Origin of the sequence: Flavobacterium sp. (assembly GCF_035456085.1) — a bacterium.
In the GTDB taxonomy this organism is placed as follows: Bacteria; Bacteroidota; Bacteroidia; order Flavobacteriales; family Flavobacteriaceae; genus Flavobacterium.
In genome coordinates this window covers 1-14,942 of sequence record NZ_DATIDY010000015.1, presented here as the reverse complement: position 1 = coordinate 14,942, position 14,942 = coordinate 1, and the positions used below count along the sequence as shown (strand labels likewise).

At 33.6% G+C, this 14,942-nt stretch carries 20 protein-coding genes; 17 read left to right on the top strand and 3 right to left on the bottom strand.

The genetic code is table 11. From position 1 onward, the window contains the following. The first annotated feature begins 227 nt into the window (after window positions 1-227). The 3 genes from rlmD to VLC96_RS01020 are packed head-to-tail and all read left to right on the top strand — an operon-like array spanning window position 228 to window position 3,007. Window positions 228-1,640 (top strand): 23S rRNA (uracil(1939)-C(5))-methyltransferase RlmD, encoded by a 1,413-nt coding sequence (gene rlmD / locus VLC96_RS01030; protein ID WP_325260184.1) that lies wholly within the window; start codon window positions 228-230, stop codon window positions 1,638-1,640. A gap of 37 nt (window positions 1,641-1,677) precedes the next feature. Then, a complete protein-coding gene (locus VLC96_RS01025; RefSeq protein WP_325260183.1) occupies window positions 1,678-2,217 on the top strand; it encodes a DUF6452 family protein in 540 nt (179 codons plus the stop codon). Next, a complete protein-coding gene (locus tag VLC96_RS01020) occupies window positions 2,189-3,007 on the top strand; it encodes a DUF6048 family protein (RefSeq protein ID WP_325260182.1) in 819 nt (272 codons plus the stop codon). The genes VLC96_RS01025 and VLC96_RS01020 overlap by 29 nt, the downstream gene beginning before the upstream one ends. Before the next feature lie 96 nt (window positions 3,008-3,103). On the opposite strand, the gene VLC96_RS01015 is transcribed toward VLC96_RS01020, so the two are convergent. After that, complete coding sequence (locus tag VLC96_RS01015; RefSeq protein WP_325260181.1) at window positions 3,104-3,340, bottom strand: hypothetical protein; 237 nt, start codon at window positions 3,338-3,340, stop codon at window positions 3,104-3,106. A gap of 350 nt (window positions 3,341-3,690) precedes the next feature. On the opposite strand from VLC96_RS01015, the gene VLC96_RS01010 reads away from it, so the two are divergent. The 4 genes from VLC96_RS01010 to VLC96_RS00995 all read left to right on the top strand — a co-directional run bounded on the left by VLC96_RS01010 (window position 3,691) and on the right by VLC96_RS00995 (window position 6,360). Beyond that, window positions 3,691-4,899, top strand: coding sequence for a patatin-like phospholipase family protein (locus tag VLC96_RS01010; RefSeq protein ID WP_325260180.1), 1,209 nt, complete (start codon window positions 3,691-3,693; stop codon window positions 4,897-4,899). 12 nt (window positions 4,900-4,911) lie between these two features. Then, entirely contained in the window at window positions 4,912-5,349 is a 438-nt protein-coding gene (locus VLC96_RS01005) for a hypothetical protein (RefSeq protein WP_325260179.1), read from the top strand. Between the two features lie 5 nt (window positions 5,350-5,354). Next, window positions 5,355-5,675, top strand: coding sequence for a hypothetical protein (locus VLC96_RS01000; RefSeq protein WP_325260178.1), 321 nt, complete (start codon window positions 5,355-5,357; stop codon window positions 5,673-5,675). 88 nt (window positions 5,676-5,763) lie between these two features. Beyond that, window positions 5,764-6,360: a glycoside hydrolase family 19 protein gene (locus VLC96_RS00995; protein ID WP_325260177.1), complete on the top strand. Its 597-nt coding sequence runs from the start codon at window positions 5,764-5,766 to the stop codon at window positions 6,358-6,360. 92 nt (window positions 6,361-6,452) lie between these two features. Here the strand turns inward: VLC96_RS00995 and VLC96_RS00990 are convergent, their stop codons facing one another. After that, window positions 6,453-7,622 carry a THUMP domain-containing class I SAM-dependent RNA methyltransferase gene (locus VLC96_RS00990; RefSeq protein WP_325260176.1) on the bottom strand — a complete coding sequence of 390 codons (1,170 nt, stop codon included), beginning with the start codon at window positions 7,620-7,622 and terminating at the stop codon, window positions 6,453-6,455. Window positions 7,623-7,788: 166 nt separating this feature from the next. On the opposite strand from VLC96_RS00990, the gene VLC96_RS00985 reads away from it, so the two are divergent. The 3 genes from VLC96_RS00985 to VLC96_RS00975 all read left to right on the top strand — a co-directional run bounded on the left by VLC96_RS00985 (window position 7,789) and on the right by VLC96_RS00975 (window position 9,867). Beyond that, window positions 7,789-8,553 (top strand): class I SAM-dependent DNA methyltransferase, encoded by a 765-nt coding sequence (locus tag VLC96_RS00985; RefSeq protein WP_325260175.1) that lies wholly within the window; start codon window positions 7,789-7,791, stop codon window positions 8,551-8,553. Between the two features lie 95 nt (window positions 8,554-8,648). After that, entirely contained in the window at window positions 8,649-9,317 is a 669-nt protein-coding gene (locus VLC96_RS00980; RefSeq protein WP_325260174.1) for a ZIP family metal transporter, read from the top strand. Between the two features lie 85 nt (window positions 9,318-9,402). Further along, entirely contained in the window at window positions 9,403-9,867 is a 465-nt protein-coding gene (locus tag VLC96_RS00975; protein WP_325260173.1) for an OsmC family protein, read from the top strand. 45 nt (window positions 9,868-9,912) lie between these two features. On the opposite strand, the gene VLC96_RS00970 is transcribed toward VLC96_RS00975, so the two are convergent. After that, window positions 9,913-10,779: an alpha/beta fold hydrolase gene (locus tag VLC96_RS00970; RefSeq protein WP_325260172.1), complete on the bottom strand. Its 867-nt coding sequence runs from the start codon at window positions 10,777-10,779 to the stop codon at window positions 9,913-9,915. Between the two features lie 304 nt (window positions 10,780-11,083). On the opposite strand from VLC96_RS00970, the gene VLC96_RS00965 reads away from it, so the two are divergent. The 7 genes from VLC96_RS00965 to VLC96_RS00935 all read left to right on the top strand — a co-directional run. Further along, window positions 11,084-12,268 carry a cation:proton antiporter gene (locus tag VLC96_RS00965; RefSeq protein ID WP_325260171.1) on the top strand — a complete coding sequence of 395 codons (1,185 nt, stop codon included), beginning with the start codon at window positions 11,084-11,086 and terminating at the stop codon, window positions 12,266-12,268. A gap of 241 nt (window positions 12,269-12,509) precedes the next feature. Further along, a complete protein-coding gene (murQ, locus tag VLC96_RS00960; protein ID WP_325260170.1) occupies window positions 12,510-13,325 on the top strand; it encodes an N-acetylmuramic acid 6-phosphate etherase in 816 nt (271 codons plus the stop codon). 19 nt (window positions 13,326-13,344) lie between these two features. After that, complete coding sequence (locus tag VLC96_RS00955) at window positions 13,345-13,806, top strand: hypothetical protein (RefSeq protein WP_325260169.1); 462 nt, start codon at window positions 13,345-13,347, stop codon at window positions 13,804-13,806. A 2-nt stretch (window positions 13,807-13,808) separates the two neighbouring features. After that, window positions 13,809-14,030 carry a DUF6095 family protein gene (locus VLC96_RS00950; protein ID WP_325260185.1) on the top strand — a complete coding sequence of 74 codons (222 nt, stop codon included), beginning with the start codon at window positions 13,809-13,811 and terminating at the stop codon, window positions 14,028-14,030. 26 nt (window positions 14,031-14,056) lie between these two features. Beyond that, window positions 14,057-14,287 carry a hypothetical protein gene (locus VLC96_RS00945; RefSeq protein WP_325260168.1) on the top strand — a complete coding sequence of 77 codons (231 nt, stop codon included), beginning with the start codon at window positions 14,057-14,059 and terminating at the stop codon, window positions 14,285-14,287. 72 nt (window positions 14,288-14,359) lie between these two features. After that, complete coding sequence (locus VLC96_RS00940) at window positions 14,360-14,587, top strand: type II toxin-antitoxin system RelE/ParE family toxin (RefSeq protein ID WP_325260167.1); 228 nt, start codon at window positions 14,360-14,362, stop codon at window positions 14,585-14,587. Continuing rightward, on the top strand, window positions 14,575-14,942 hold a 368-nt coding region (locus VLC96_RS00935; protein ID WP_325260166.1), incomplete at its 3' end, for a pentapeptide repeat-containing protein. The genes VLC96_RS00940 and VLC96_RS00935, both read left to right, overlap by 13 nt.

Here is a 14,942-nt window from a genome sequence, read left to right as displayed (position 1 = left end):
AAAGCCAACAAAGAGCTTCGCGTGACGATGAATAATGAAAATAAAATTTCGAAAATTACTACGCTGGACTGGAAAGACGAATTTAATTAGATGATTTGAAAATTTGAAAATTAGATAATTGGACAATCCGAAACATAGAATCTTAGAATCTAAGTAACTCCGTTTTTTTTAATAAAAAAGTCAAAATTAAAATCTAAAAAATAAATTCAAAGCCTTATTTTTGCGCCATGGCAAAGAAAAATACAGACAAAGTTGTCTTTCATCAAATAAAAGTCCTTGATGCTGGTGCAAAAGGCGTTTCGGTGGCAAAAGCTCCCGATGGTAAAGTTGTTTTTATCCCAAATGTAGTTCCCGGAGATGTGGTTGATGTGCAAACCTTCAAGAAGCGTAAGGCTTATTATGAAGGTAAAGCTGTTCATTTTCATGAATTATCAGAACATCGTGTAGACCCAATTTGTGAACATTTTGGTGTTTGCGGTGGATGTAAATGGCAAAATATGAACTACAACCAACAGTTGTTTTTCAAGCAAAATGAGGTTAAAAATCACTTGCAACGCATTGGAAAAATTGAACTTCCTGAATTTGAATCGATTTTGGGTTCTGAAAAACAGTTTTTTTACAGAAATAAAATGGAGTTTTCATTTTCGAACAGCCGTTGGTTAACCGAAGCTGAAATTGGAAGCGAGGAAGATTTAGGAAATAGAAATGCACTTGGTTTCCATATTCCAAAAATGTGGGACAAAATCCTGGACATCAACAAATGTTATTTACAGGAAGACCCATCAAATGCTATCCGCAATGAAGTTCGTGCTTTTGCAAACGAACATGGTTTGACTTTCTTTAATCCAAGAAATCACGAAGGTTTACTGAGAACTTTGATGTTGAGAACGGCTTCGACTGGGGAAATCATGGTTTTGATTCAGTTTTTTGAAAATGATAAAAAGAACCGCGAATTGATTTTGGATCATCTTTACGAGAAATTCCCTCAAATCAATTCTTTGCAATACGTTGTAAACAATAAAGCCAACGACACTTTGTATGATACAGACATCAAATTATACAAAGGAAGAGATTATATTTTGGAAGAAATGGAAGGTTTGAAATTTAGTATTAATGCTAAATCTTTTTACCAAACCAATTCGGATCAAGCATATGAATTGTATAAAATCACTAGAGATTTCGCAGGTTTAACAGGCAATGAGGTCGTTTATGATTTATATACCGGAACAGGAACTATTGCTCAATTTGTTTCTAAAAAAGCTAAAAAAGTAATTGGTGTTGAAAGTGTTCCAGACGCAATAAAAGATGCCAAAGCAAATGCTGAACGCAATAATATTGACAATTGCGAATTTTTTGTTGGAGATATGAAAGTGGTTTTTAATGATGCTTTTATTGCCCAAAACGGGCATCCGGATGTTATTATTACTGATCCTCCACGCGACGGAATGCACAAAGATGTGGTTGAACAAATTATGAAAATCGCTCCGCAAAAAGTTGTTTATGTAAGTTGTAACTCGGCTACACAAGCAAGGGACTTAGCTTTAATGGACGAAAAATACAAAGTGACACGAGTGCGACCTGTAGATATGTTTCCGCAAACGCATCATGTTGAAAATGTTGTACTTTTGGAAAGACGATAAGCATCAACCCCCAGCCCTTAAAGGGGAATAAAAAAATATGAAAAAAATACTTGCATTTTTACTGATTCTTGGTTTCGCTTCCTCCAGCTGTGAACCTGATGACATTTGTGATCCAAATACACCGACAACTCCCAGAATGTTGATTCAGTTTTATGATTTTAACAACCCCTCTGTATTGAAAAATGTTACTAGTTTAAAGGTAATTGCAGAAGGAAAAGAGGAAGGTGTTATCTTATCACCATCTGCAACAGGTGATGATAGATATCTTACAAATGATAACAACGTATTGCTTCCGCTAAATACTGATACAGATCAGGTGAAATATAAGTTTATCATTAATGCTGAAAATAAAAATCCATTACTTGTAAACGAAGATAATCTGGAGTTTAATTATACTCGTGAAAACCTTTATGTTTCAAGAGCTTGTGGGTTTAAAACAATATTCAATTTGACAGCAACAAATCCTTATATCCTAACTGATAAGGTTCCCGCGGACCAAATGTGGATAAAATACGTAATAGTAGCGCAAAATAACATAACATACGAAAATGAAACAATCATTAAAATTTTCTTTTAGTTTTTTCTTTTTGTTGTCATTGTTTTTTGGTCAGGCACAAGAAAAAAAGACCACTACAAATGCTTCTCAACAAATGGTAATTAAGGGAGCAAATGGTACTACTGTAACAGAAAATGAAAGTTCTGAAACTACACCAACAGACTCAATAAAACCAAAAACTGATCGATATGGACTAATACTGGGAGTTGATATCTTTAGACTTGCGCGATCATTTTACGACTCGAATTATAAAGGAATAGGTTTTGTTGGTGATTACCGATTGACTAAAAAATATTATGCCCATGCCGAAGTAGGTAGCGAAAAAGTAAAAGTGGAAGATCCTTTACTGACCACTACAACCGAAGGAGCTTACCTAAAAGCTGGATTCAACTATAATGCTTACACCAATTGGTTAGATATGGAAAATCTAATTACAGTAGGCGTTCATCTTGGTTTTAGTGCATTTAATGAGCAGTTAGACAATTATTCAATCTATAATTCGCATCCATATTTTGGTCAGACATCTGATATCGAATCAGGAAGATCATATGATGGACTTACTGCTACCTGGCTGGAAGTTTCACCTGGACTAAACGTAAAAGTTTTTAATAATGTGTACGTTGGTTTTGCGTTACAATTGAAAGTACTAATTACCAATTCTGAACCAAACGGTTTTGAAAGTCTTTATATTCCAGGTTTCAACAGAACTTATGATGGTAATTTTGGGGCTGGTTTTAATTATACCGTTTCCTACTTTATCCCTCTCTACAAGAAAAAAGTTTATCCAGTAAAAGCAGCAGATAAGAAATAATTCTATAAGATACTTGAAACAAAAAGCTGAGATTCACTAAATAGTTTAGTAAACCTCAGCTTTTTTGTATGGCTTTCTAACGATTATAAATCGTACTTATCCTATTTCCTTAATTCCTTTTACAAACAACCAAGACATGAATAATTTTTCACCGTCTTTGGTTTTGGCTGCCTGGAATTTTGGTGCTAAAAGAGTTCCTGCAACAAAGGCAGTCATCGGAATCCAAAGACCACTTAAATTGGTATATTGTTCGACTAAGTATCGAAAAGAAATAAACAATATAGCAAAACAACCCAAATTGTACAGAAATGCTCTGACTTGTAATTTTGACATTTTAGTGAGTTTAATTATGATTTTTCAAAATTACTTGAAAATTTAATTATTTCTCAAAAAAACCTCTTCTATATTTCTGCACATAGATAAATTTTTGAAAAAAAGGTCAATTCATAACTATATAATAATAATTAGCATGATTTGCTTTTGTGTTGATTTATGTACTAAATTTATGCTTTAAATAAAAAAAACTACATGCAAACAACTAACACACAGTACAATACGGTTTTTTAATCATGAAACAGATAGTAAAAAAATGTGTCTGAATTTAATTTTTCCTGAAAAGTAAAAGAATTCATTATTTTTAAATTTTAATGAATTAAAAAAAACAACATTTAAAACCAAAAACCATGGCAACTCCCAAACAAATCGCTCATCAAAATTTAGGTATTAGAGAAGGAAATAAGATAATCTTAAGTTGTGACGGCGGTGGAATGAGGGGAATACTAACGATTCAGCTATTAAAAAAGTTAGAAAGTATTGCTGGAAGCCCATGCTATCAATGGTGTGATATGGTTGCGGGCACTTCAACAGGTGGCATAATTGCTGGCTTAATCCTTAAAAAAAAGAATGCTAAAGAAATAGAGGATTTGTATGTAAAATTGGTTTCAAGAGTGTTTACACGACGTAATATACTTGCCAATCGCTATTACAATCCGCCCGCATATGACAAAGAAAATTATAGAAATTTGCTCAAAGACCTTATTGGAAACAGCACGCTCGAAGAGGTTTGCACAGATACTGGTTTAGATTGTATAATCACTTCCAAAGATTTAGCCGCTGGTGAAGAAACATTTTTTACTTGTGTCAATAATACCGAAGGTTATGTTGGCACGTACAAATCGGTTTTGCTTCGTGGTGTTATGGAAGCTACCATGTCTGCTCCAACTTATTTTTCTCCTTTTGAACGTTTTATCGATGGCGGAACAACAACTTATAATAATCCGGTAATGGCAGCAGTTTTAGAAGCTTTAGAATATACAGGTCGGGACAAATACAAAGATGATGAACTGACCGTCTTTAGTCTGGGAACTGGTACATCGTTAAAGTTTTTAGCTGCCAACAAAACCCAAAACCCAAAAGGCATAGACGCACTTTTTTGGCTAAATTATGTGATGAGCGAAACTGGTAAAGATGCCAGCGAAATGCAAATTGACACATTAAGAAGCGGCTTAATTAAAGATTTGGATCTACGTCGATATCAAATATCCTTCGATAAAGAGACGATGATGAAATTACCCAAAGAATCAATTGCACACATACCCTCATTGAGAGCAGATTGGTTGAGTGAATTAGACGATGAAGTATTGGCTAATATTGATATGGACGATGTAACAATGTTTCCGTTAATGATATCAATCGGAAATGCAATGGTCAATTTTATATGCCCGCCGAATGAAGCAAAACTACCAATAAAACAACAAAAAGGAAATTGGTTTCGATCAGATTTTATAAATGAGAAAAAAAGAGGAATACTGGTTTCTGCCAAAGGTGATCCTCAAACTATCAAAAATAATCTGTCCAACATCTCCTGGATTGACAAACAACCAACAGCATAAATATTTACAGCTATGAGAACTAAAATTTTAGCGTTAACCTCCGTATTTTTTATTTTATTCAACAGTTGTATTTCGGTTCGATTAGTACCCGACTACAGTGAAGCATTAGAAAACCAAATTGTCGCTACTCAAAAACAGAATGAAAAACTATACCTAGAATTATTAGAACAACCCGTAGATAAAAGAACTTATAGTAGTTTTTCTAATAAATATCTTGAAGTAGAAAGCGATATCAATTCAATTTTATTTCAATATCAAACACGGGAAAAAAGTGAAGATTTTGTAAAAATGGCCAAACTGCTAAAAGATAATTTTAATCAATATAAAAAAGAGCACAAGGACAAAAAAACACTCACTGATGCCGAAATAAGTCTGTATATCGCCTACATCAATGGTTTTTGGCAACCGTTACTCACAGCGGAGAGAGCATTAAAAAATATTAAAAACTAACTACCATGAAATTAGATATCAATGAAATTTTAGCAGACATGCTCAGCGCTGTGAAAGGAAGTGTAAAAGAAGATTGGGCAATTATAAAAAAATCAGCAAATGCGTTTATTCAAAGCAAAAAAGACCGACTAGAATTACTTGCTATCATGAGAATAAGCGGTGAGATTAGTGAAGAATTTTTTGAAAAAAGATTGGCAGACGAAAAAGAAATATTAACCTCCGAATTGCATTCTATTGCGATAGTCAATAAAGTTGCGGCACAAAATGCTGCCAATGCTGCCCTAAAAGTGTTGGATGATGTTGTAAATGCAGCTTTAAAAATTTAAAAAATACAATAAAATAAAGCTCCAATATTGATGACTACTAAGAAAAACCATAATATAAAAAGTGATATAACTGCTAAAAAACAATATTATGATAAACCGAAAATTTTTCTTTGATCAGACAAAAATCACTTTATTTGGTGGTAGATTCAACACGAAACAAGTAAATGGTTTGACAACAATTTTGGACGAATGGGAAGCAAATTATTCCAAAAATGATGACCGCTGGCTGGCTTATATGCTTGGTACCGCTCATCATGAAACAGGACGGACGATGCAGCCAATTGAGGAATGGGGAAAAGGAAAAAATCTTCCCTATAGCAGTCGATTAAAAATGACAAAAGACAGAAATGGAAAAAGAATCCCATATTCTGACACTACCGAATTATTCTATGGCCGTGGATTTGTACAACTAACTTGGTATGAGAATTATGATAAAGCAGGAAAAAAACTCGGCAAAGATTTTCTGCATAATGCTGCAGCTGTTATGGAAACCACCAATGCTACCAAAATCATGTTTTATGGAATGACCGAAGGTTGGTTTACAGGATTAAAATTATCTCGCTATTTTAACCCAACAACCGAAGACTGGAAAAATGCCCGAAGAATAATCAATGGGCTTGATAAGTGGGATTTAGTAAAAGATCACGCTTTAAAATACTACGCAGCAATTAGTTACACCGTTTAAATATCCAAAAACAAATATCCATTTTCAAAAAAATCCCAATAATAACTGAACTAAATCAGCAATTATCGGGATTTATATTTTTAAGTAAAAAACTAATTTTTAGAATCTACTTGAAATTTTGTTCGTTTACTTCCTTCGTACATTTCATATTTCACTAAACGAGCTTCGATACTGGCATTGAAGAGTTTTATTTTACGTGAAGGTTTTAAACCAACGAATTTCAACGCTTCTAAATTTCCTGTGATGAACCAAGCATTTGTTCCCGGATAATTTTTCTTTAAAGTATCTCCAATATTTTTATAAAATTGCTCCATATGAATATCCAAACGCTCATCATATGGCGGATTGAAAGTGATATGCAATTTCCCTTGAGAAGTTTTCTCTGTATCAAAAAAGTTTTCTTCTGAAATCGAAATATACTCTGTTAAATTAGCGTTCCTAACATTATCCTTTGCTTTTTGAACTGCAGATGGTGCTTTGTCATATCCTTTAATTGTGTGATGGAATTCACGAACTTTCTTCATTAACGAATTCATGATTTGATCAAACAATTCATTATCCCAATCGTTCCATTTTTCGAAGGCAAACTCTTTACGATTGATATTGGCAGGAATGTTACAAGCAATCATAGCTGCTTCTACAAGGAAAGTCCCGGAACCACACATTGGGTCCAGAAAATCAGTTTGGCCATCCCAACCAGATAGCAACAAAATTCCGGCTGCTAAAACTTCGTTTATAGGTGCAATATTAGTAGCTGTTCTGTAACCTCGTTGGTGCAATGAATTTCCAGAAGTATCCAATGAAACCGAAACCTGATCTTTATCAATATGAACATTAATTCTTAGATCTGGAAAAGCTTTATCGATACTAGGACGTTGTCCCGTTCTTTCTCTAAATTGATCGACAACCGCATCCTTACATTTTTGAGAAACAAATTCCGAATGATTAAAATATTCCGAATGAATTGTCGTATCTATCACAAAAGTTTGATTGGCATTGATGTATTTAGACCAATTTGTTCCTCTAATTCCTTTGTATAAATCTTGTTCATTTCTGGCTTTAAAAGAATAAATAGGTTTCAAAATCTTCAAAGCGGTACGTAACGACAAATTCGCTTTGTACATAAATCCTTTGTCACCCTTGAAACTCACCATTCTCACCCCCTGCTCTACGTCTTGTGCGCCAAGTGCTTTCAATTCGTTCGCTAATATTTCTTCAAAACCAAAAAAGGTTTTGGCTATCATTTTAAAATTGTTTTCCATTTTTATAATTCTTTTTTTCGAGTAATTAGCCCTTTCACTTTTTACTAATTATTTTTTACTAATTACCAATCACTATTCACTAATCACTAATTACAATCAGCTACTAGCTAAATTTCATGCAAAAATACACTAAATTTGCGGGACTTAAATTAATTGAAAAAGATAAATGCCGAATTCAACAAACCCTAAAACTCAAAACAAAGAATCTAAAACCGATAACTGGTTTGCTTCCTGGTTTGACAGCCCCTATTATCATATTCTTTATAAAGAGAGAAACTACAGAGAAGCTCAGTTGTTTATGGATAATCTAACCCATTATCTTAACCTTCCTGAAAAAGCCAAAGTATTGGATTTATGCTGTGGAAAGGGACGACATGCTATTTATTTGAGTCAATTAGGTTATGACGTTATTGGTGCCGATTTATCCGAAAACAGTATAGCCGAAGCCAATAAAAATCAAAATAAAAATCTGCATTTTCAGGTGCATGATATGCGTGAAAAATTTGACGATAAGTTTGATGCTATTTTCAATTTGTTCACGAGTTTTGGTTATTTCGAGAATGACGATGACAATCTTACGACATTAAAAGCAATAAAAGAAAGCCTAACAGAAAATGGTTTTGCAGTAATTGATTTTATGAATGTAAATCATGTGATTGCCAATTTGGTTCCTGAAGAAGTAAAAACAGTTGACGGAATTAATTTCCAAATCAAACGATATGTCGCTGACGGTCATATTTACAAAGAAATTGATTTTGAAGACCAAGGACATAAATACCATTTTACCGAAAAAGTAAAAGCTTTGACGCTCAAAGATTTTGAACAAATGATGGAAGAAGCCGGTATCTTTTTGTTGGATATTTTTGGAGATTATAAATTGAAAAAATTCCACAAGACCGAAAGCGAAAGATTAATTATGATTTTTAAATAAGATTGTATCGTTTTTTAAATAATTAGAAAATGTGATAATTAGATAATTAAACCATCTAAACTTTTAAACGCCTAAGACAATTAAACGACAAAAAAATGAACTATCTTTTACCCTTATTTGCAGTATTACTTGGTTATTTGATGGCATTATTTTTAAAGCCAAAAAGCAAAAGCAATCTAAAACTGTTACTCGCCTTTAGTGGATCATTTTTGTTATCTTTAACTGTGATGCACATTCTTCCGGAAGTATATGAAAGCCATAATCACAACATTGGCATTTTCATTATGTTGGGAATTTTGTTCCAAATTATGTTAGAATTTTTCTCCAAAGGTGCCGAACACGGGCATGTTCATGGGCACGGCAAAATGTACCACATTCCTTGGCTTTTATTCATAAGCCTTTGTATTCATGCCTTTTTAGAAGGATTTCCTGTAAGTCACCATCATGATTTGGCGGTAGGAATAGCGATTCATCATTTTCCGATAGCTATTATTTTGACGATGTTTTTTGTTAATTCAAAACTGAACCAAACTGCGATTTTTATTTTCATGGTCACTTTTGCATTTATGACACCATTTGGAACTTTGGTCTCTGAATTTATTCCGCAATTGAACAACTATTACAATGAAATCACTGCAGTAGTAATTGGTATTTTATTCCATATTTCATCTACAATTATTTTTGAAAGTAGCGAAGGACATAAATTCAATATTGCTAAGATTTCAATGATTGTGTTAGGGATTTTATTAGCTTGGTTTTTGTAAAAAAAAGCTTTTTACAGGAAGAATTACACAATAGGCGAAAGTTTATTGAAAGCATTTTGTAAATTAAAATAAATCAGAACAAACCATGCCTTCCAACCACCTTTTCAAAGCAAAATTAAACTGGCTTTCCTGTCCAAAAGAAAATAATCCTAGCTCGAAAACATACCACAAAACCCATCAAATAGCAATCGAAGGAAAAGAAATCCTAAATATTTCAGCAACCAAAGCATTCAAAGGTGATCCCAATTTATTCAATCCCGAAGATTTATTACTGAGCAGTTTGGTTTCCTGCCACATGATGTCGTATTTGTATGTTTGTTCCCAAAACGGAATTGACGTTCTCTCCTATCAGGATGATGCCGAGGCCACGCTCGAAGTTTCAGAAAATGGTTCTGGACGTTTTATAGAAGTTAGATTAAATCCAAAAGTAGTCATTCAGCAAAAAGACAAAATTACAGAAGCTCAAAGTTTGCATACCAAAGCCAATGAACTTTGCTTTATTGCTAACTCTTGTAATTTCAAAGTTGTGCATAATCCTGCTTGTACATAAAAAAGTCCTGAAAAATCAGGACTTATCTATACTCACAAATATGTTTTATCTAAAACTTCTTTGGTTTTCCAGCCAATTTTCGGCGTGATCATCACCTAAAGTCATCAAGAATTCACTAAGGCATTCGTTAAATTGATCTGGTTGTTCCAAATTCGACACGTGTCCAGCATTTTCAATAATCTTTAGTTGAGAACCTTCAATATGATGATTTAGATATTCTGATTTTTCAAGTGGAGTCACTGCATCTTCTCTACCACAAATAATCAATGTTGGAATATTAATATTTTTCAAAACAGAACAAGTTTCTGTTCGCACTGCCAAAGCTAATAAGCCCTGCATAATAATCCGATTAGAATTTGCAAATACAACATTTCTTAAATTCTCCACCAATTCTTTTTTGTGGATTAATGAATCTTTATGGAAAACACTTTTTATAAATGCTTCATTAAAATTTGCAGCTCCATTATTTTCAATTTCCTCAATATTTTTAATGCGTTTTTCTTTAACCTCAGGAGCGTCAGCCATACATTGAGTATCACACAAAATCAATGCTTCAAAACGCTCTGGATACCTTTTGGCCGCATTCAAAGTTATGTAACCGCCCATAGACAATCCGCAAATAACGGCTTTCTCAATATCAAGCTTATTCATAAATTCAATTAAATCATCAGCAAACAAACTAATATTTAGTGGAGTTTGTTCATCTGTTGATTTTCCAAAACCTCGGATATCACAAGCAATCAACCGATAACTATTTTTTAAATACTCCACCTGAGAAGCCCACATTGTTTTATCAAAAGGAAATCCGTGCAAAAAGATAATTGGAATACGTCCTTCACCAACATCATCATAAGACAAGTTAATATCATTTACCTCGATTGTTAGATCGTAACCAGTAGTTACAGTTTTCATACTATTATATTTTACTTTATTATACAAAAAGACTCATTAAAGCCAGAACAAAGTTATCGATCTATATAGCGAGGATGTTATACAATTATGAAAGTGAATTATACAATTTGCAGTTCAAATTCCTAATAATGACAGAAAGTGCAATACTGAGTATTTACCAACAAAAAAAGGATTTTAGATCAAAACCTTTAGTATAAAACTGCCTTGGTCAAATTATGTTTATCAAGAATCAGCTATATTTACGTAATAATCCGTTTGTGAAAATCCACAAAAACTAATATTCAATAGTTTTTAAAATCAAAAAATGACAACATCCATCATCATATCTATAAGCCTTTTGTTACTACTCGCCTATATCTTTGACATCAGTTCGTCAAAGACAAAAGTTCCTTCGGTAATCCTATTATTGATCGTGGGTTGGGCGGTAAAACAAACCGTAAATGCATTGAAAATTACTATACCAGACCTAACTTCAATACTCCCCATACTCGGGACTGTTGGATTAATCCTGATTGTTTTGGAAGGTTCATTAGAATTAGAATTAAACAAATCCAAACTACCTTTTATAGGCAAAACCACACTCGTAGCCATTATACCAATGCTTGTTTTTAGTTTCGCACTGGCGTATGCTTTCCATTATTTCGGCGGTGTTTCAATCAAAGACGGATTGGCCAACGCCATACCATTTGCCGTAATTAGTAGCGCCATTGCTATTCCAAGCGCACAAAATCTCAACTCTAATGACAAAGAATTCATAACCTACGAGAGCAGTTTATCAGACATATTTGGAGTAATCTTTTTCAATTTCATTACCCTAAATGACGACATCGGAACAGAAACTGTTGGTTATTTCATATTAGAATTATTAATCATACTCATCCTCACATTTGTAGCAACGTTGGGACTAGCCTTTCTATTAAGCAAAATCACACATCATGTCAAATTCATTCCAATCATACTAAGCCTCGTATTGATTTATGCCATAACAAAAGTGTATCATTTACCCGGTTTGATTTTCATACTTCTTTTTGGAATCTTTCTTGGAAACCTCGATGAGCTCAAAAACAATAAATTTATCCACAAACTAAAACCAAAACTTTTAAACAAAGAAGTCCATAAATTCAAAGAACTAACCATCGAAATTGCATTCCTGATAAGAGCATTATTTTTTCTGTTATTTGGATTTTTAATAAACACCCAGGAACTATTAAACACCAAAACCATCGTGTGGGCAGTTGCCATTTGTTTCGGAATATTTACATTGCGCTATCTCTCGCTAAAAGTCTTCAAACTAAACATCAAACCCGGTTTATTTATAGCCCCAAGAGGTCTAATTACGATCTTACTTTTCCTTTCAGTACCTCTCACTCAAGCCACAGAATTAGCCAATAATTCATTGATCATTCAGGTCATCATCCTTTCGGCATTAGTGATGATGTTTGGACTTATGGCTACCAAATCAACTGTTGGAAATGATTTAGAAGCTTAAAAATTTATTTTTTAGGAGCAGAAACATCAGGAATTATCAGAAACATCAGTCCCGCTATCCGTTTCAATCTTTTGTGCCGAACCCCGGCACAAAAGGATTTCCACTACTATCGGGGCTAAAGACAATCATCTTGCATTTTTGCAATCATTTACAATCAGAATCAAGTTCAGGTTACTATAATTTCTTTAAGTTTGTAAAAACAAATAATCCGTGATTTCAACACGTTTTAAACCTTAAAATAATGACTTTTACCAAAACCACCGAACAATCTTCAAAATACGAACATCTTGAAAAAATGTCTGTTCAAGAACTATTAACCAACATTAATCAAGAAGACAAAACCGTTCCGCTAGCTGTCGAAAAAGCTTTGCCACAAATAGAAACTTTAGTTACCGAAATTGTTGCCAAAATGAAACAAGGCGGACGCTTATTCTACATTGGAGCAGGAACATCAGGCCGTTTAGGAATATTAGACGCCTCCGAATGTCCTCCTACTTTTGGAGTCCCTTTCGATCTAGTTGTCGGAATCATAGCTGGTGGCGACACTGCCATTCGCAAAGCCGTAGAAAACGCCGAAGACAATGCTACTCAGGCATGGAAAGATTTACAGGCATTTAATGTAAACAAAAATGATGTTGTAGTTGGTATTGCAGCTTCTGGAACAACTCCTTATGTTATTGGAGGTTTGCAAGCCTGCAACGAAAATAACATTAGCACAGGAAGTATTTCCTGCAATGCTGGAAGCCCACTTTCGCAAACCGCAAAATTCCCAATCGAGGTTATCGTAGGTCCTGAATTTGTTACAGGAAGTTCCAGAATGAAAGCCGGAACTGCCCAAAAATTGGTACTGAATATGATTACGACTTCAACGATGATCCAGCTTGGAAAAGTAAAAGGCAATAAAATGGTCGACATGCAATTGAGCAACAACAAATTGGTTGACCGCGGTGTAAAAATGATCATGGGTGAAATTCCAGTAACCTATGAAGAAGCTTCTGAATTGCTAAAAACTCATGGAAGCGTACGTAAAGCTGTAGATTTTTATAACAAACAATAATAACTAGCCCCAAAGAACCATGAAAAACCTAATTATTTTATTTACTTTATTTATTTCTGTAACAGCATTTTCACAAGAAATTACAATTAAAAAAAATCGTTTTTATGCAGAAGGAAAAAAATTGTCAAACAGTGAAGTCAAAGCATTATTAGCATCAAATACTGAAGCATTAACCCTTTACAAATCATCAAGAACCAAAAGCGGCGTTGGAGGTTTTTTGCTTGGATTTGGAGGAGGATTAATCCTTGGCGACTTAGTTGGGGGAGCAACAGCAGATGTAAAATATCCTACAGCTTCAACTTATATTGGCTTAGCTTGTTTAGCTACTTCAATTCCTGTTTTATCTGGAAGAACCAAAAAAAGAGATCAGGCAATCGCTCTTTATAACAATGGCTTAAAAAAGTCAGCTACAAATGACTCCGATTTTGAACTAAATATAGTCGCTAATCAAAACGGTTATGGCTTACAACTTCAATTTTAATAATAATGGCAAACAAAGAATTATTAGCAAAAGGAATTAAATATTTAACAGGCGCTTTACCATTGATGTTCATTGGTCCATCAGTGATTTATAATGCGTTTATGAACCAGCATACCAATTGGCATTACTTGGTTTTAGGCATTGGAATTGTTGCTTGTTTAGCATCAATATATTTGATGTTTGCAGGTTTAAAAATAGTAATGAAAGGCATATTTAACGACTAATTTGTATCTTTACAAAAATTGCAATTATGGATATTCAAGCGGAAATAAAATGGATTCATCAAGAAATTGATAAAGTAAAAGACCCTACTTTTATTGAAAAAATGAAACATCTTTTACAATCAATAAATAACCCTTCCAAAACAACAACTGCAGAATACAATGTGGATATTGAAAAGGCATTGGAAAGCATTCAAAATGGAGATTTTTATAGCGAAGATGAAGCCAAAGCAATTTCAAAAAAATGGGGAAGGAAATAATCTGGTCTTATGATGCTCTGAATCAGCTGGAAGATATTCATTTTTATATTTTTTTCGAAAGTAAATCGATCCATGATTGCCGATAAAGTTGCTGAAACCATTTTTAACAGTACAGAAATTCTAAAAACTCAACCCGAAATTTTCAAACTCGACACTCAAAAAGTCAATAATGACGGAAGTTTTAGAATTTATTACGTTTATGATTATAGCATTTCTTATCGAATTACTGACAATTCTATTCAAATTCTCCGCGTGAGACATAATGCACGCAAATCCAAAAAACTCCCATGGAAGACCTAATACACATCCAAAAAACATTTGAAAAAATCACTTACATCGGTAAAAAAATAAACAATCGTGAATTTGAAGATTGTGTTTTCAAAAACTGTGATTTCTCAAATAGCGATTTTTCTAATAATACTTTCATGGATTGCGAATTCATAGAATGCAATTTATCGATGACACAATTGGGTGGTTCAAGCCTGAAAACAGTTTTCTTCAAAAATTGTAAACTGATGGGAATTCAATTTCAATCGTGTATGGATTTTTTATTTAATGTGCAGTTTCAGGATTGTGTTTTGGATTATAGTTCTTTTGCCAATAAAAAAATGCCAAAGACCAAATTCAATTCTTGTTCTTTGAAAGAAGTTACTTT